The organism is Yersinia sp. 2540 StPb PI (genome assembly GCF_052217165.1).
GTDB lineage: Bacteria > Pseudomonadota > Gammaproteobacteria > Enterobacterales > Enterobacteriaceae > Yersinia > Yersinia enterocolitica_E.
This window is the reverse complement of sequence record NZ_JAZGQC010000001.1, coordinates 4,754,124-4,771,616: the sequence shown is the minus strand read 5'-3', so window position 1 is coordinate 4,771,616 and position 17,493 is coordinate 4,754,124. Positions and strand designations below refer to the sequence as shown.

The following is a 17,493-nucleotide window of genomic DNA, read 5'->3' as shown; positions in this document are numbered from 1 at the left end:
ACGTTAATTTTGTTCGCTAGAGCACACTATTATCGGCGACGCCAATCCATTAATCATATAGATATCGTTACTTATATTTTCCAGGTTGATATAATACGGCATATTATCGTTACCCGTTTGAATAAACTTTGACCATAAATCTTTGGGGACATCATCGATAGCTCTGATTTTTTGCGCAGTGAATATAATGGTGTAAATACCATCATTATCGAGGTCGGAATATTTGAACGGCAACATGCGATTAAGTATGTATTGTGAGCTACTGTCCTCTACCGTTCCTGTGAATTTGATAAAACCACTCCCATTTCGGTAGAAGAAAATCGAAGTATTTGCTTGTAACTCAATAGCGTGGAGTGGGGCAGTTTCTTTCTTTAGATAGAGTTCGGAATGGCATTTAAATGTGACTTGAGACAGTGAAAGATAAATCCATACCAACGCAACCATGGTTAATATTATCAAAAATATAATGGTAAGATGTTTTTTCTTCACACCTAAACTCCTGAGTTAATACTTATTGTTTTGCAGGAAGGGTAATCACTGCCTTCTTTTTTTGCACAGATGCCAATAAATGTAAGTTGATTAAATTTATAATCATTACTTCCTTTTAGATAAAAAATCTCGTTATTATCATTTTTGCAGTCTATTTCATCTTGGTGTAAATCGTTTTTAACCTGGTTGATTAGCTGCTCAGTGGCAGGGTAGGTGGAGTTCTTCTTAACATACAACATACACTTCCCAATTCTACCGGCAAGTACATGGCTTTTTTTATTAATGATGATCTCAGCACAACTATAATAAATTTTGAATGCAGTTATAGTGAGTGTAAATATAACTAACATCAGTAATATCTTTGCGCTAAACTCCATTTTTTCAACATTCTTATATGTATCTTCCTTACCAATACTGGGTGTTGCACCTACATCGCTATTGAATTCTCTTTTAAAGTTTAAGTTTTTTAACTTTTCACTGCTTGTATTTTGAGTATCAATGGAAGATTCCTTCTCCTGACTTTCAGCCTTCATATGTGATTCAACATAGGCAACAAATTGGAACCCATGTTTGGGTATCGTTAAAATGAGTTGTGGGCTCTCTCCCAATGCTTTGAATGCCTTTCTAAGCTCACTAACATAGGTGTTTAAATTACTATTAGATGCAGTGAATCCATAGTCTTCCCAGATGTCCTTCAATAGCGTAACTCTATCTATAGCTTTGTTTCTGTGTTTAATGAATTCAAGCAGTAAACGGGTTGCCGGATTGGACAAAATCACAAAAATATCGTCATCATTTAGAATCATTAATTTCTTTTCTGATGGTCTAAAGAAAATAGTGTAGTTAATAAGGTATTTCATGATTAAGTTAATTTGTGAATGAGCTATTGATTGATGAACGCATATTTAAACTTTAAATAATTTATTGTCAATTTGTATTTTTAGGTGGTGGTCAAGTGCAGTTTAAGTTTTTTTTAAATTCCGATATTAAAAAATGCACAAGCTACTGTTAGCTATATTTTAAGATGTATAGCATCTCCCTTTATTTAAGTTTCGGAGTAAAAAACTATATATCTTCTAATTTGTGGCGTATGTTGCTGCATTGTTGATCTTGAAATAGAATAAATGCTGTTTTTAGGGTGTTTGTGTGGTTGTCATTAGGTATGTTTAGGTGCCATCGGTACGATTTAAATTTTTATGTTGAGAGTTACCGAGATACCAGCAATATCTCCCGAGGGGATTTATGAACAAAAGTGTCATGGTGGTTATTCATGAAAAAAATATATTTTTCTCTTTAGCATTGCAATCTGAACTATCCAAGCATTTAGATGAGATAACTGAATTAATACTTAATGATTCATTAATTATTTCTGCTAAAAAAACACAAGTATTAAGACTGGTTTCAAAGCAGGATGCACAACGCTATTGTGAACGCCATGTTCGGAATGCTCAGGGTAACAAAAAACACACATTATTTGTTGTGTTCTTGAATGATAGTAAGGGTTTAGCTGTCGACGGTAAATTACCTGATAATAACCCAGGCATTATATATGGTAATTACAGTAATAATATAATTGACGATATAATCCAGAATACTATTGGTTTACTGGAAGAAAAAGAACTTCAGGCTGAAGGTAATGCAATGAGTTACCCGGCCAGTGAGAGCACACTCACGGGCAAGGAACGCACCGTTATGTGTTATTTAAAGTTAGGTATTAACCCAGTGACTATAGCCCAGATAATGAAGCTCAGCATCAAAACGGTTAATGCACATAAGAACTCAATAATGAAAAAGATAAACATGGAAAAAAGAATACAATCGTATCGTTTTCATATTAATGAGGCGTGTTTGGCGTAATCTAGATGGTGTCAAAATCAAGAGAGTTTTTTTGTCGATAATTTGGGACTTATCCCTACGATGGTACTGCTCTCTTTTAACCCTCGTTCTGAATCCACCTGGACCGTACAGCATTATGCTGACGAGATAAATTGATGGGTATCGGAGTAGGGAGGGGCGGATTTTTTTGGCAAATGCCAGGTTTGGCGGTATTAAAAATGATCGCCCAATGATGATTTTCATAGGATTAGTCTTGCTGAGGCGAGCTGATTAAGTGATCAATATCAATTTATTGACCTATGTAATTGATTTTATAAATTTATCACCTAACTATACACTTAACGTAGCTGACGCTGGAGAGCGTCAACTCCGTACAACCGAGACTAGGCTGTTCTCGGATATCATTTTTTACTTGTATTACCAACCGCGTTGATAATCGTATTTTTCGCTGTACAGCAGTTTCTCATCAGTATAAATCTGCCACATGCCTCTATTTTCTGGTACTGCATGTATCGTTCAATGAAATTTTATATCGATAAGTCATTTTTACGTTATTAACAGTTAACTGATTCATTGTGATAACCGTTAGGTTCCTCTCTATCCCTCTTTGTTGTGAAATACTCTGGCGCCAGATCACATTCTTAAAAAAATAAAATGTAGGACCATTCCTACAATACATTTCGTGCACTCTTAGTTTAAATTTCATGATGATTTTTAACGTGCTAAGGCACAAGGATTTTTTCTCGCCTAACAAGAAACTTCTTATTCTTCAATGTGATGTTGCATTTTTTCTGAAATGCAAATAGTTACATTTTGTAACATTTAACCCATTGGTGTTACCTGGCTAATGTTTTTACACTGCCGCCACTGGGTATTTAATCGATATACTTATGTGTGTGAAAAATACCTGTCAGATACTGTGTTATGCCATCCTGCGAATGCGAAGGTTATCTACGAACAATTATTTTCCTTAATTTCATTGCCACGGTTTATTGGTGAGCGATGGCTATTGTTCCAGGTGATGCCGATTATTTTTACGCATCTTTTCAGGGGTGGATTTCCTAAATTCCCGTCCTCTAACAAGGAAAGTCAATGGCCTCGTCAAGCTTCCAAAATGAGATACCCAAAGCGCGTATTAATATTAAATTAGACCTCCACACCGGCGGTGCCCAGAAGAAAGTCGAACTACCTTTAAAACTTCTGGTGATGGGCGATTACAGCAACGGTCAGGAACAGCGTCCGCTGTCCGAACGTGAAAAACTCAATATCAACAAAAATAATTTCAACAGCGTGTTGGCCGAGTTCCAACCGAGCCTGAAATTAACGGTGCCTGATACTTTGGCAGGGGATAATACCGATACCGCCGTATCCCTGACCTTCAATGACATGAAGGATTTCGAGCCGGAAAGTGTCGCCCGTCAAATCCCACAACTGCGTGCCTTGCTGGCAATGCGCAATCTGCTGCGTGATCTCAAGTCCAATTTGCTGGACAACGCCACCTTCCGCCGTGAGCTGGAAAACATCCTCAAAGACGAAGCATTGAGCGATGAGCTGCGTGCTGAACTGGCGGCATTGGCCCCCAAAGACTGTTAATCGCCGGATTGGCTGCTTGTAGAAAGAAGAAAAGGAACATGCTGATGTCTGTACAGGAAAACAGTGCGCAGGGTACTGCGACGACCGTATTAGAGAAAAACCGTCCCGTAGCCCAGGGGGTTTATGCCTCTTTATTTGAAAAAATCAACCTGAGCCCGGTCTCCTCATTGACGGGTCTGGATGCTTTCCAGAACAACGATACCATGGCAGATGCCACCACTGATGAGCGTGTCACTGCCGCCGTCAGTGTCTTTTTGGACCTGCTGAAGCAGTCGTCGAAAAAAGTGGAAAAGCTGGATAAAACCCTGCTGGATGGCCACATTGCGGCGCTGGATGATCAAATCAGTCGCCAGTTGGATGCGGTGATGCATCACCCTGATTTCCAACGGGTGGAGTCGACCTGGCGTGGCGTGAAATCCCTTATCGATCAAACCGATTTCCGTCAAAACGTGCGTATCGAACTGCTGGATATCAGTAAAGATCATCTGGTGCAGGATTTTGAAGACGCCCCTGAAATCGTGCAAAGCGGCCTCTACACCCAGACTTACATTCAGGAATACGACACTCCCGGTGGCGAGCCGATTGCCGCTGCTATCTCCAACTACGAGTTTGACCGTAGCCCGCAAGATATCGCGTTATTGCGCAATATCTCCAAGGTCGCCGCGGCAGCCCATATGCCGTTTATTGGCTCAGTGGGTCCAGAGTTCTTTGGTAAAGAGAACATGGAAGAAGTGGCAGCTATCAAAGATATCGGTAACTACTTTGACCGTGCCGAATACATCAAGTGGAAAGCCTTCCGCGACTCAGATGATTCCCGCTATATCGGCCTGACCATGCCGCGGGTGCTGGGGCGCTTGCCTTACGGTCCGGACACGGTGCCGGTACGCAGCTTTAACTACGTAGAGCAGGTGAAAGGGCCGGACCATGACCGTTATCTGTGGACCAACGCCTCGTTTGCCTTTGCCGCCAATATGGTGAAAAGCTTCATCAAAAACGGCTGGTGTGTGCAGATCCGTGGCCCGCAGGCCGGTGGCGCGGTGACCAACCTGCCTATTCACCTGTACGATTTGGGTACCGGTAATCAGGTCAAAATCCCGTCAGAAGTGATGATCCCGGAAACGCGCGAATTTGAGTTTGCCAATCTGGGCTTTATTCCGCTGTCGTACTACAAAAACCGTGATTACTCGTGCTTCTTCTCGGCCAACTCTGCCCAGAAGCCTGCGCTGTATGACACCGCTGATGCCACTGCCAACAGCCGTATTAATGCGCGCTTGCCATACATCTTCTTGCTGTCACGCATTGCCCATTACCTGAAGCTTATTCAGCGCGAGAACATCGGCACCACCAAAGACCGCCGCCTGTTGGAGCTGGAGCTGAATAACTGGATCCGTGGGTTGGTGACGGAAATGACTGATCCGGGTGATGACTTGCAGGCTTCCCATCCGCTGCGTGATGCCAAAGTTACGGTGGAAGATATCGAAGACAACCCCGGTTTCTTCCGCGTGAAGCTGTATGCCGTGCCGCACTTCCAGGTTGAAGGTATGGACGTGAATCTGTCATTGGTTTCCCAGATGCCGAAGGCGAAAACCTGATTGCCCTTTGTCCTTGAAGTTGCAGCGTGTTGGCTGCTTTCTCTCCCCCAGTCATTGACGTTAGTCAACGCCTGGGGGATTGGTTCAGTTGCCGTCTAGCTGCAACACCAATGACGTTGGGCATGATTGTACGCAAGGAAGTACCCATGAAGATTTATCGTCCGTTATGGAACGACGGGGCCTTTTTGGCCCCACAACAATTCCAGCAACAGGCCCGCTGGGACGCCTATGTAGCAGACAGCGTGGCACATATGACATTGGCATCCCCATGGGGGGTCATTGATGCGGCATTTGACCGTGGGTCGTTGGCGCTTTCCCGCCTGAATGCGCTGCGACTGGTGGTTCGCTTCCCTGATGGCACGCTGATTGATTCTGAACGGGCGGATAACCTGCCTCCCGCCTGTGATTTGTCTGCGGTATCAGACCGTGATGTGGTCGATGTGGTACTGGCATTACCGTTGCTGTCGGCCAATGGTGGCAATCTGGATGATGGTCAGGACAGCGCGCGCCCTCGCCGCTGGCAGCAGGAATGGGTCACGGTACAGGAGCTTGCCGGTCATGAGCGCACTGAACTGGCGATAATGCGCCACGGGGTCACGCTGCGTTTTGCTCATCAGGAAAACAGTGCTTATCTGACCTGTCCGGTGGTGCGCTTGATGCGCAATGCCCAGGGGCAGTGGATGCAGGATGAGAGTTTTATCCCCCCGATGTTGTCGCTGGCGGCCAGTCAGGTGGTGCTGACTGAACTGGGGGATTTAGTCCACCGTCTACAGGCGCGTCGGCGTCGCCTGATGGCCATGCGCCGTGAAAGTAACGAACGGATGGCCGATTTTGCGGTGGCCGATGTGTCGTTGTTCTGGTTGCTGAATGCGTTAAACAGTGCCGAGCCGGTACTGATGGAGTTGTATCAGACGCCTTCCCGCCATCCCGAACTGTTCTATCGCGAACTGGTCCGCCTCGCCGGTAGCCTGCTGACATTTTCCCTTGAGCATAAAGCCGAAGACATTCCGCTGTATCAGCATGACGCGCCAGAGCAGGTTTTCCCGCCGCTGTTCACCTTGCTTGATGCCCTGCTCGAAGCCAGCCTGCCGTCCCGTATGGTGGCGATTGAACTGGCTCACGAGGGCCAATTCTGGACCGGTTCATTGCATGATGCCCGCCTGCGCGAAGGGGCTGATTTCTATCTCTCTGTTCGTTCTTCGATCCCCAACCATCTGTTGCAAACCCAGTTCCCGCTGTTGTGTAAGGCTGGCAGTGTTGAGGATGTGTCAGACGTGGTCAACGTGGCGCTGAACGGTGTGGCGATGAAACCGCTGTCTCATGTTCCGGCTGCTATCCCGCTGCGTCTGGAAAATCAGTACTTTGCCCTTGACCTCAAGGGGGCAGCCGCGCAGGCCATGCTGGATGCGGGGAACTGTGCTTTCTACACCCCGGGTTCGCTGGGTGATGTCAAACTCGAACTGTTTGCGGTGCTACGCTCATGAGCAAAATAAATACGTCGGTGGTTGATGCGGTCTTTTATCCCTGCTGGCTGATGGTCAGTCAGTTGCGTAACGGTCAGGAAGTTGAGGACGGAGAAGCTTTGTATCGCCGTGCCTGTGAGTGGATTGACAACGCGCGCGCGACATTGTCGCGTGCCGGTTTCAGCGAAATCAGCTGCGACCATATGCTGTACACCCAGTGTGCGTTACTGGATGAAAGCGTCCTGAACCGTCAGAAACAGGACAGTGGCTATACCAAATGGCTGAAAGATCCGCTGCAGGCCCGCTACTTTAATACTTTGAATGCGGGTGAAGAATTGTGGGAGCGGATCCGCGCGGTGTTGCAGGAGCCGGCACCGGATACGGCGGTGCTGACCTGTTTTTACCGTGCGCTAACCTTGGGATTTGCCGGTCGTTACCGCGAACAGGGTGACGAGCGCAGAGAAGATGTGGTGCGTAAGCTGAGTTTGCTGGTGCCACCGTTTGCCTCTTCACAGGAAACACCGGTGGTCTCGCGCTCATTGCGTCTGCGCTCTGGACGCAAAACCTACTGGTTCTCCTGGGGAGCGGGGGTCGTCATACTGGTTGCTCTGTGGTTCACATTGTCCACCCGACTGACGCACATGGTGTCTCAATTGACAGGGATGCACTAGCGGATGCGCGGATTAACACAGTTACTCCTGCTGCTGCTGGGGGCCTGCCTGGCACTGTGGCTTATCCTGGGTTTCTGGCCGCTGGGCACAGGCAGCCGTGTGGTACTGAGCATGCTGGTTGTCATCCTCTGTGGTGCAGTAGGCTATTTTCAGTGGCGCAAACACAACCGCAATAAAGTGGCTCACCAATCCATTGCCGATTCAACGCTGCCGCCTGAAGATTTTCAGGGTGCGGTGGTACTGGTTTGTGGTGACAGCGATGCCCTGTTTTCCCCCTCGGCATCTTTTTGTGAAACGCGTCAAGGTTGGTATCTGGCCGTGCAACTGCCAGAACAACTGCCGATACTCGCGCAACATCTGGCGGCGGAACGTCCGGCGCTGATTGCCCAGATCTCGGTGTTACTGGCCATCGTGCCGGAGCAACATCAGAGCCGGGATGATTTTTCACAATCCCTGCGTGCCTGGCAACGGGCCATCGTGCAGTGCAAAGGATGGCTTGCGGGGATCCCGCCGGTCTGGCTGAGTACCTGGCTTTCACCGCCGGTATCCTCATCAGCGCAGGCAGAACGCTGGTACACGGTCACGCCGGGGCTAAAAGGCATTCAGGTTCAGGAGGTGGGGGCAGGCGTCATACCGCTGGTTGAATGGAGCCAGCCTCAAGAGTCCTGCAACGGTGAGGGAAGGTTGAGCGCTGTATTCTGGATGGAAAGTCTTCTGTCCTGGCTTGATGAACATGTCCTGAGCATCCTGACACAGCGGCAAGGAGATGTCCCTGCACTTACCCTGTGCGCATGGGGCTGTTGTTTTACACCGGTCGCGGGGCGTCAGAACAATTTGTGGCAGACACACATCAATGGAGTCACTACGCTGATGCCGGTGGCGACCCCTGAGCAAGAGTGCCTGCCGTTGCCAGAAGTGCTGCTACCTTATCTGCCTCGCCGCCGCGGCGTCTCCCGCCTGATGCAGGTTTGGCAGATGGCTGGCGTGCTGTGCGGGGTATTTTTACTGTTTGCCCTGCTGGCCTCTTTCATCAATAACCAGCGCCTGGTCCAGAGCGTTGATGATCATCTGTCGCAGTATAACCGGCTCACTGGCACGCCTCCAGCCCCTAAAACTCTGGCCCAACAGCAACTACGGGCGGATGCACATCTGCTGGATGACTGGTTACGTCGCGGTGCACCCATGCGTTTGTCTCTGGGATTGTATCAGGGGCTGCGACTGCGGGCTCCGCTTTACATTGCTATCAATAGCTGGGCGTCTCCTCCACCGCCACCACCGGTGATTAATCAAATTATTCAGGGGCCCAAAACCCTCCGTCTGGATAGCCTGTCACTGTTTGACGTGGGGCAATCAATGCTCAAGTCTGGCTCCACCAAAGTGCTTATCAATGCGCTGGTCGGGATTAAAGCCAAACCGGGTTGGCTGATCGTGGTGGCGGGTCACACCGATATCACGGGTGATGATAAGTCCAACCAGACTCTGTCGCTTAAGCGGGCGGAATCGGTACGCAACTGGATGCGCGATACCGGGGATATTCCGGAAAGCTGCTTTGCCGTACAGGGTTATGGCCAGAGTCGTCCTCTGAAATCTAACGATACGGAAGCGGGCCGTGCGCTCAACCGCCGTGTCGAAATCAGTCTGGTACCGCAGGCCGATGCCTGTCGCCTGCCAGGCGTAAAAACAGCGTCACAGGATGAAAGTGACGTATCAACCCAAGAAATGGAGAAGTAACCCATGGCAATTCCAGTATATCTGTGGCTGAAAGATGATGGCGGTGCGGACATTAAAGGTTCCGTAGATGTTAAAGATCGCGAAGGCAGCATTGAGATCGTGGCACAGGAACATAACCTGTATATCCCGACAGACAACAACACGGGCAAGCTGACCGGCACCCGTATCCATACCCCGTTCCTGTTCACCAAGGAAATCGATTCTTCCAGCCCGTACCTGTACAAAGCGGTAACCACCGGCCAGACCCTGAAATCCGCTGAGTTCAAATGGTATCGCATTAACGATGCGGGTCAGGAAGTGGAGTATTTCAATACCAAGCTTGAGAACGTGAAACTGGTGAAAGTGGCACCGAAGATGCACGACATCAAGGATCCGGCCAAAGAGAAACACAATCACCTCGAAGCCATTGAGCTGCGTTACGAAAAAATCACCTGGACTTACAAAGACGGCAACATCATTCATTCCGATTCCTGGAACGAACGTACTACCGCGTAATTACCGTCATTCTTCGCGTCGCAGGTGCGTTGGCTACGTTCGCTCACCCTGGTCACATAGTTATCTATGCTCCCAGGGATTCGTTCACTTGCCGCCTGCCTGCAACACGAATTATTTAGGGTAACCCGCAGCAGCAGGCGGTTCGCCGTCTGCTTTTTGTGTTTTTAGCTCAGTATCGGGGCATCGGTATTCAGCCAAACGCACACACATTTTATCAGATGACCTTATGGGCCTTGGTTGACGGCTATGGGCGGTAGCGTGCCCGACGCCAGCTTCATCTGGCTATTTTACTTGCCATTTTTGCACTTGGGCAGTGCTCGGCGCTGTCCGTGTGCAAATTGACGGCGACAATAACGCCAGTTGAAACCGGCTAACGTATTAGGTTTCGCATACAAGGAAGAGAATTTATGACAACGCATTCAGCACACTTATTACGTCGGTTAAATCCCTATTGCGCGCAGGCACTGGCCGGCGCTGCAACCCTGTGCCAGACCCGTGCCCATGCCGAGATAACCGTTGAACATTGGTTGTTGAAACTGCTGGAACAGGGTGAAGGCGATATCACGGTGATTGCCCGGCGTTATGAGTGGGACATGGACAGCCTGTGGCAGGGGTTGCTGGCCCATCTGGATACGTTGCCGCGCACGGTGCAGGGCAAACCCCAGTTGTCTGCCGCGTTACAGCAACTGATCAAAAGTGCCTGGCTGGATGCGTCGCTACAGGAAGATGCCGATGCGGTGCGCTCGGTTCATCTGTTATCTGCTCTGATAAATTCGCCATCATTACTGGCCGCCGATGCCGCCTGGCCGTTGCTCAGCTTAAGCACTACCCAGTTACACCGCCTGCTACCGCTGCTGGACAGCCAATCCGATGAACGCCCTGAGGTGCAGCAGGCGGCGGCGCTGGCAGACAGCCCGGTCAATCTGACCGATGAGGCCCCGACCACTACCTCTGCCAGCGGTCTGCCTCAGTTGAATGACGCCCTGCAAGCGGCGCTGGATAAATTTACGTTGGACGTCACCGCCAAAGCGAAAACCGGGCAGATTGACCCGATTTTTGGTCGCGACAGCGAGATCCGCCAGATGGTCGACATCCTGTCGCGCCGCCGTAAAAATAACCCGATTCTGGTCGGTGAACCGGGTGTGGGTAAAACCGCCTTGGTTGAAGGGCTGGCACTGCGTATTGCCGAGGGCAACGTACCGGACAGCTTAAAAACCGTTAGCCTGCGCACCCTGGACTTGGGCCTGTTGCAAGCCGGGGCTGGGGTCAAAGGTGAGTTCGAACAGCGGCTGAAAAATGTTATCGAGGCGGTACAACAATCACCGACGCCGGTGCTGCTGTTTATCGACGAAGCCCATACCATCATCGGTGCCGGTAATCAGGCCGGTGGCGCAGATGCGGCCAACCTGCTGAAACCGGCACTGGCGCGTGGCGAGTTGCGCACCATCGCTGCCACCACCTGGTCGGAGTACAAGCAGTATTTTGAGCGTGATGCCGCACTGGAGCGCCGCTTCCAGATGGTGAAAGTTGACGAGCCGGACGACGCCAAAGCCAGCCTGATGCTGCGCGGCTTAAAGGGCCGCTACGCCCAGCACCACGGGGTGCATATTCTGGATTCTGCTATCACTGCGGCGGTGACTCTGTCGCGGCGCTTCCTGACCGGCCGCCAACTGCCGGACAAAGCGGTGGATCTGCTCGATACCGCCGGTGCCCGCGTGCGCATGAGCATCGACACGCTACCGGTCGCGCTGATGGAAATTAACGCCGAACTGGCTGCATTGGCGATGGAGCAACAGGCCATCGAACAGGACTTGCTCCTGCTGCCAAGTATCGGTTCAACGCGCTTATCTGAGATAGAGCAACGCCGCGCAGAACTGGTGGTTGGGCAGCAAACGCTTGAACAGCAATATGCAGCAGAGCAACGTCTCACCACCCTGATTATCGACGCGCGTCAGGATATCGCCAACGCGGCACATCTGGCCAGGTTGCAGGAAGAGTTAAGTCAGATTCAGGGTAATGCGCCGCTGCTGTCGCTGGATGTTGATGTGCGCACGGTGGCAACGGTTATCGCTGACTGGACCGGCGTGCCGTTGAGCAGCCTGCTGAAAGACGAGCAGACCGATTTATTGCAATTGGAAAACCACCTCGCGACCCGGGTGGTCGGTCAGGATACGGCGCTGGTTGAGATGGCACAACGCCTGCGCGCCGCCAAAACCGGCCTGACGTCCGAAAATGGCCCGCTGGGAGTATTCCTGCTGGTTGGCCCCAGTGGGGTGGGCAAAACCGAAACTGCGCTGGCACTGGCCGACACACTGTTCGGTGGTGAGAAATCGCTGATCACCATCAACATGTCCGAATATCAGGAAGCGCACACCGTTTCCCAGTTGAAAGGTTCGCCACCGGGTTATGTCGGTTACGGTCAGGGTGGCATTCTGACCGAGGCGGTGCGCAAGCGCCCGTACAGCGTGGTGCTGCTTGACGAAGTTGAGAAAGCGCACGCCGATGTCATTAACCTGTTCTATCAGGTATTTGACCGTGGCTTTATGCGCGACGGTGAAGGGCGCGAAATTGATTTTCGTAACACCGTGATCCTAATGACGGCCAATTTAGGCAGTGATCATCTGATGCAGTTACTGGATGAACAACCGGAAGCGACCCATAGCGATCTGCACGAACTGCTGCGCCCGATCCTGCGCGACCACTTCCAGCCCGCGCTATTAGCCCGCTTCCAGACCCTGATCTACCGGCCACTGGACGCCGCCGCGTTGCGTACCATCGTCGAGATGAAACTGGCACAGGTCGCTAAACGCCTGAACAAACATTACGGCCTGCACTGCACGATAGAGGAAAGCCTGTACGACCAGCTGGTTGCCGCCTGCCTGCTGCCGGACACCGGTGCGCGCAACATCGACAGCCTGCTGAATCAGCAGATTTTACCGGTATTGAGCCAACAACTGCTGAGCCGTATGAGCGAGCAACAGCGCACCACCTCGCTGACCTTGGGCTGGGATGAAGCCGAAGGGATCACCTTGGGGTTTGGTGACTAAGGGTTCAACGTTGTCTAACCAAGAAAATATTAACCCCTAAAAGATAGGGGACGTAGCCAGCGCTGCTCGTTTATTGCCCAGGAGAATTATACCTATGGATACGGTTGAAGAACTTAACGGTACTTATTTTTTTAATGGATTAAATAATCTGACGGCTTATGAGTTGCTGTTTTGGATATTGGTGGATGAAACTGAAAATCAACTGGGCATCAAAGATATCATTGGCGTGGCTTTTGTGATCCTCGGTAATAATAGTGTCGACGTACCTGGAAAACCCAATACAGCAACGAAAGGTACGTCGCATGCGTCACTTTTTTTCCGCAAGCATCTCAGCTACAAATTCAAAAAACGCGTCTTACCAACATTGACAAAAAAATCCTTTTCGTTAAGCGGCGTCAAGGTGTTTTGGGTTAATAATCTGGGGGCATTTGCAGGAAGAGCAGTTCCCGTTTTAGGATGGATTATACTGGCGACTGATGTGGCCACGATCAGTTTCAAAACCGTAAGCAGGTATAACACCATCGCGCGACCGGAGGATAAAATCTGGTGAACATGACAATCGAAGACAGCGTCAGAAAATTTGTCAAAAGCGAGCTACCGCTGGTGACCAGCCTGTTCATGAAAAAAATTGATATTGACGATGATACCCCCTTACAGAATCTGCATGAAGCAGATGATGTCGCTGAGATGACAGAAAAATTTTTCTCACATTTTAATGTTCAGCCCGCCGGATTTTCTCTCAGTAACTATTACCCCTGGAAGGTTAAATCCGTATTTTCACGAAAAGCCCTTAATCAAAACAAAATACCATTAACGGTTGGGATGTTTATTGAATCAGCCAAAGCTGGACATTGGCTCTATAACTGAACCGGAAATAACCTCCCCCTTCAAATAAACCTGTCGGCTGTTAACTGGCTATGCGGTGTGCAAACCCATGGAATACAGGTTGTTACCACGGAGTAAAACCCATGAGTATTATTGATACGCTTCAAAATACGCTGTCAGCTATCACCAAAACCACCCTGAATCGTTACCGCCTTGATATTCCTTCCTGCTCCTCTCCTCTGGATGTGGAGGATTTTGTGGGGACGGAAGCGATGAGTGAATTGTATTGCTACACAGTTCATTTCACCAGTACTGACAAAGACATTGATGCCAGTCAGTTGCTGCGTAAACCAGCTAGTTTGACAATGGGGGCTGGTTTGTTGCAGAGCCTCTCGGAGCAAAAGGTGGTGCATGGGGTAGTGACGAGTTTTGAGCGGGTCAGTGGCTCAAAAGACCAGGCCGTGTACCAGATAACGCTATCACCATTTCTGGCACTGCTGCGTAATCAATTCCGCACCCACCGTTTCTTTGTCAACAAATCGGTACCGGAAGTGGTGGAGCAGATACTTCAGGAGCATGGCTTTAAGGACTGGGAATATGAGTTTGTCCTGAAACAGACCTATCCGAAACGTGAACAAATAAACCAGTACCAGGAAAGCGACCTGGAATTTATTGAGCGGTTGCTCTCAGAGATGGGGATATTTTACTTCTTCAGCTTGCAGTCGGACACCCAGACTGAAGTGGTGCACTTCGCTGATAAGCAGAGTGCCTATAAGTTTGGTAAAGACCTGCCGTTGAACAGCCCGTCAGGCATGAGTGACAGTGGTGCAGAGTCGGTTTGGGGCGTGAGTGTGCAGCACAATGTGGTGCAGGCTAACGTGACCACCAAAGATTATAACCACCGTGAAGCACAGAAAATACTTCAGTCTGGCAGAACCGATATGACACGCGGCGAGAGTGAAGGGGTGACCTACGGTGACGTGTATCACTACAAACCTCGCCATCTGGATACCGGCGATAAAATCGACCCCACTGCTGAAACCGCCAATTTCCTGGCACGCCTCGACCATGAGCGCTTTTTATCAGCACAGACAACGATTGTTGGCTTGGGTAATGATGCTACCCTCAGCCCAGGGCAGGTACTGACGATAACCGAAACTGTCATTGTTCCGACGCTTCCCACCGTTATGGACAACGGCATCGTCATCACCGGCACCTTTTTTAGTGCCAGCCGCAAGGATGCATTAGTGGTGAACTGGATGGCGGTACCCTACAGTGAAACTCTGTGCTGGCGCCCGGCATTGCTGCCCCGTCCAAAAGTCAGCGGCACCATGATGGCGCGGGTGACCAGCGCGAAGGCCAACGATATCTATGCCTGGCAGGATACCTCCGGTTTGTATCGGGTGAAATTTGATGCAGACCAGGACGATAAAGCACAAGGTCAGGAGAGTATGCCGGTGCGACTCGCCAAACCTTACGGTGGTGATGTGTATGGCATTCACTTCCCGCTGATACAGGGCACCGAAGTGGCCATCGCGTTTCACGACGGTGACCCAGACCGCCCGTATATCGCCCATGCCCTGCATGACTCTCGTCATACCGACCATGTAACCGAAAAAAATAACACCCGCAACGTGATCCGTACCCCTGCTTTCAACAAGCTACGCATGGAAGACAAACGCGGCGAAGAGCACATCAAGCTCAGCACCGAGTACGGCGGCAAGACCCAATTGAACCTCGGGCACAATGTAGATGCCCAGCGCAATCTACGGGGCGAAGGTGCCGAGCTGCGTACCGATGATTGGGTAGCGGTACGTGGGGGCAAAGGGGTGTTTATCAGTGCGGATAAACAGCCGTCTGCTGGGGGGGAGATGCTGGATATGAGTGAGGCGATAAGCCAACTGGAGGCGGCGTTGTCGCTGGCGAGAAGCCTGTCGCAAGCAGTGCAAACCGCGCAAGCACATGAAGGAGATATTGCCAGCCAACAGCAGTTGAATAAATCGCTGAACGAACTGAGCGCGGCAGGGATGTTACTACATGCCCCGGAAGGTATGGGGATAGTGAGTCCAAAAGCAGTACGGATAGCCTCGGGTGGTGAAAGTGTCGGTGTGATGTCAGGGCACAACACAGATATCAGCGCGGGCAAGTCGTTCACTGTGGCGGCGAGTGACGCGGTGAGTCTATTTGCGCAAGGACAGGGCATGAAACTGTTTACGGGCAAGGGCAAGATAGAAGTACAGGCGCAGAGTGATGCCATCTTAGCGACGGCGCAGAAAGATATCGAAATCCGTAGTGCTGAAGGGAAAGTAGAAATATCGGCGAACAGTGAGTTAGTGCTGACTTGTGGTGGAGCATATATCAAACTCAGCGGTGGGAATATTGAACTGGGTTGTCCGGGTAATATCTTGTTGAAGTCGGCCAATGTACAGAAGATGGGCGCGGCAAGTCTGAATGTAGCACCTAAAGTATTTCCTCGTGGTTTTGGGGGCAGTTATGCCCTTACAGATGAAAAAACCGGGGAAGCTTTACCTTTTACCCGCTATCAGATAACAACTAGCGCAGGGGATGTTTACTCAGGAACGACTGATATTGAAGGAAAAACAGCCAAAATCTTTACCACCACGCCAATGCCATTGACCATCGATTCTCCAGATGAATCACTGGATGAGCAATTAAGAGCGATTGATGAGTCAACGGGAGAGCCACTGGTGGAATATGCTTACTATGCAAAATCGCAAGATGGACAGGTTTACTCGGGATTTACCGATGCTCAAGGATTGACTGAACGGATGGTGACTCAGGGCCAATCGGAAATAACCGTACTTTGGGGCGATGAAGCTCTTGCTCGGATAGAGAAGGATGCATAAATGAATCAGAAAACAGTCGTAAAACCCAATAATAAAACGGGTTCTGTCCAGGATGTCAAAATTAAATCTGTCTACTTTGATGAGCTATGGTCGGCTTACCCTTCAAGTACGATCAAACATATTGATCCCAAGTCGAAAGACGATATATTTTCAGATCACTGTGCAATAAATGTCAGTCAAGCTTTGTATCAGTGTGGCATATTGATGAAAAGTTTTAAAGGAGCCCGATGTTGGAATTGCCCCACACCGGACAGTACAGGAAAAGGAATTCATGCTATCCGTGCGCAGGAACTGAGTGATTATCTTAAAAGCCAGAAAATACTTCCTTTCGCAGGAGGCAAAAAACCACTGGAATTGACGGGAAAAACCTATGAAGATGCTGTGTCTGATAAAACAGGCCTCATCTTTTTCCAAGATTATTGGTTACGCTCTGGTGAGAAATCCCCTACCGGTGACCATATCGATTTATGGAAAAACAATAAATTAGCCAGCCTGGGATGGTTATCTACTTGGGCAAGAAGAACCTTTCCTCAGGCATCTGAAAGTTACCTGTCAATGTCCGACCTAAGGAAATCAACCAAAGTCTTGTTCTGGGAGATTCTATGAAAAGAAAGTTTTTTCTTCTATCTATTTATATTTTACTTTCTTTAACCTTGTTTTTTATCTTCATTATTACTGGCTTTTCATCATATCTTTATCATGTCTATGAAGGTTTTATCCTACAAGGACACTATGAGGGGGAAACTAAAGCTGCATTTTATATGGGTTTTTTAATCCAATTGTTGCTGCCAAGCTGTTTTTTATTAGTTGGTGTTTTTTATAGTACTTATTTATGGAAGAAGAAAAAGAACCCGTAAGGGAATTTCTTTGTTGAGAAAAGATAA

The 17,493-nt window shown here is 49.3% G+C and carries 14 protein-coding genes; 12 read left to right on the top strand and 2 right to left on the bottom strand.

Translation table 11 applies throughout. The features are described 5' to 3' along the window. Positions 1-3: 3 nt before the first annotated feature. Together V1956_RS22375 and V1956_RS22370 are read right to left on the bottom strand one after the other, a co-directional pair. Positions 4-489: a hypothetical protein gene (locus V1956_RS22375; protein WP_442825715.1), complete on the bottom strand. Its 486-nt coding sequence runs from the start codon at positions 487-489 to the stop codon at positions 4-6. Positions 490-491: 2 nt separating this feature from the next. Next, positions 492-1,295 carry a winged helix-turn-helix domain-containing protein gene (locus V1956_RS22370; RefSeq protein ID WP_372560586.1) on the bottom strand — a complete coding sequence of 268 codons (804 nt, stop codon included), beginning with the start codon at positions 1,293-1,295 and terminating at the stop codon, positions 492-494. 436 nt (positions 1,296-1,731) lie between these two features. On the opposite strand from V1956_RS22370, the gene V1956_RS22365 reads away from it, so the two are divergent. From V1956_RS22365 to V1956_RS22310, 12 genes are all read left to right on the top strand, one after another. Next, positions 1,732-2,346 (top strand): helix-turn-helix domain-containing protein, encoded by a 615-nt coding sequence (locus tag V1956_RS22365; protein ID WP_442825714.1) that lies wholly within the window; start codon positions 1,732-1,734, stop codon positions 2,344-2,346. 1,071 nt (positions 2,347-3,417) lie between these two features. Then, positions 3,418-3,918 (top strand): type VI secretion system contractile sheath small subunit, encoded by a 501-nt coding sequence (gene tssB / locus V1956_RS22360; protein WP_083162567.1) that lies wholly within the window; start codon positions 3,418-3,420, stop codon positions 3,916-3,918. 38 nt (positions 3,919-3,956) lie between these two features. Then, positions 3,957-5,510 carry a type VI secretion system contractile sheath large subunit gene (gene tssC, locus V1956_RS22355; RefSeq protein ID WP_420074948.1) on the top strand — a complete coding sequence of 518 codons (1,554 nt, stop codon included), beginning with the start codon at positions 3,957-3,959 and terminating at the stop codon, positions 5,508-5,510. 146 nt (positions 5,511-5,656) lie between these two features. Further along, a complete protein-coding gene (tssK, locus tag V1956_RS22350) occupies positions 5,657-6,994 on the top strand; it encodes a type VI secretion system baseplate subunit TssK (protein ID WP_050115944.1) in 1,338 nt (445 codons plus the stop codon). Next, entirely contained in the window at positions 6,991-7,644 is a 654-nt protein-coding gene (gene tssL, locus V1956_RS22345; protein WP_004877018.1) for a type VI secretion system protein TssL, short form, read from the top strand. Before tssK ends, tssL begins: the two co-directional genes overlap by 4 nt. Before the next feature lie 3 nt (positions 7,645-7,647). Continuing rightward, positions 7,648-9,375, top strand: coding sequence for an OmpA family protein (locus V1956_RS22340; RefSeq protein WP_309477800.1), 1,728 nt, complete (start codon positions 7,648-7,650; stop codon positions 9,373-9,375). Positions 9,376-9,378: 3 nt separating this feature from the next. Beyond that, complete coding sequence (gene hcp / locus V1956_RS22335; protein WP_004711812.1) at positions 9,379-9,870, top strand: type VI secretion system effector Hcp; 492 nt, start codon at positions 9,379-9,381, stop codon at positions 9,868-9,870. Between the two features lie 407 nt (positions 9,871-10,277). Next, complete coding sequence (gene tssH, locus V1956_RS22330; RefSeq protein WP_442825713.1) at positions 10,278-12,917, top strand: type VI secretion system ATPase TssH; 2,640 nt, start codon at positions 10,278-10,280, stop codon at positions 12,915-12,917. Between the two features lie 94 nt (positions 12,918-13,011). After that, complete coding sequence (locus V1956_RS22325; protein ID WP_038630837.1) at positions 13,012-13,467, top strand: STM2901 family protein; 456 nt, start codon at positions 13,012-13,014, stop codon at positions 13,465-13,467. Between the two features lie 2 nt (positions 13,468-13,469). Continuing rightward, positions 13,470-13,784 carry a DUF1493 family protein gene (locus V1956_RS22320; RefSeq protein ID WP_004877026.1) on the top strand — a complete coding sequence of 105 codons (315 nt, stop codon included), beginning with the start codon at positions 13,470-13,472 and terminating at the stop codon, positions 13,782-13,784. Positions 13,785-13,885: 101 nt separating this feature from the next. Further along, a complete protein-coding gene (locus tag V1956_RS22315) occupies positions 13,886-16,609 on the top strand; it encodes a type VI secretion system Vgr family protein (RefSeq protein ID WP_038630842.1) in 2,724 nt (907 codons plus the stop codon). Further along, positions 16,610-17,215, top strand: coding sequence for a T6SS effector amidase Tae4 family protein (locus tag V1956_RS22310; RefSeq protein WP_053012729.1), 606 nt, complete (start codon positions 16,610-16,612; stop codon positions 17,213-17,215). Positions 17,216-17,493: the final 278 nt, after the last annotated feature.

Excerpts from the sequence above, each read along its gene's own strand:
- V1956_RS22370 (WP_372560586.1), bottom strand. The coding sequence starts at position 1,295 with ATGATTCTAAATGATGACGATATTTTTGTGATTTTGTCCAATCCGGCA.
- V1956_RS22365 (WP_442825714.1), top strand. The coding sequence starts at position 1,732 with ATGAACAAAAGTGTCATGGTGGTTATTCATGAAAAAAATATATTTTTC.
- tssB (WP_083162567.1), top strand. The coding sequence starts at position 3,418 with ATGGCCTCGTCAAGCTTCCAAAATGAGATACCCAAAGCGCGTATTAAT.
- tssC (WP_420074948.1), top strand. The coding sequence starts at position 3,957 with ATGCTGATGTCTGTACAGGAAAACAGTGCGCAGGGTACTGCGACGACC.
- tssK (WP_050115944.1), top strand. The coding sequence starts at position 5,657 with ATGAAGATTTATCGTCCGTTATGGAACGACGGGGCCTTTTTGGCCCCA.
- tssL (WP_004877018.1), top strand. The coding sequence starts at position 6,991 with ATGAGCAAAATAAATACGTCGGTGGTTGATGCGGTCTTTTATCCCTGC.
- V1956_RS22340 (WP_309477800.1), top strand. The coding sequence starts at position 7,648 with ATGCGCGGATTAACACAGTTACTCCTGCTGCTGCTGGGGGCCTGCCTG.
- hcp (WP_004711812.1), top strand. The coding sequence starts at position 9,379 with ATGGCAATTCCAGTATATCTGTGGCTGAAAGATGATGGCGGTGCGGAC.
- tssH (WP_442825713.1), top strand. The coding sequence starts at position 10,278 with ATGACAACGCATTCAGCACACTTATTACGTCGGTTAAATCCCTATTGC.
- V1956_RS22325 (WP_038630837.1), top strand. The coding sequence starts at position 13,012 with ATGGATACGGTTGAAGAACTTAACGGTACTTATTTTTTTAATGGATTA.
- V1956_RS22320 (WP_004877026.1), top strand. The coding sequence starts at position 13,470 with ATGACAATCGAAGACAGCGTCAGAAAATTTGTCAAAAGCGAGCTACCG.
- V1956_RS22315 (WP_038630842.1), top strand. The coding sequence starts at position 13,886 with ATGAGTATTATTGATACGCTTCAAAATACGCTGTCAGCTATCACCAAA.
- V1956_RS22310 (WP_053012729.1), top strand. The coding sequence starts at position 16,610 with ATGAATCAGAAAACAGTCGTAAAACCCAATAATAAAACGGGTTCTGTC.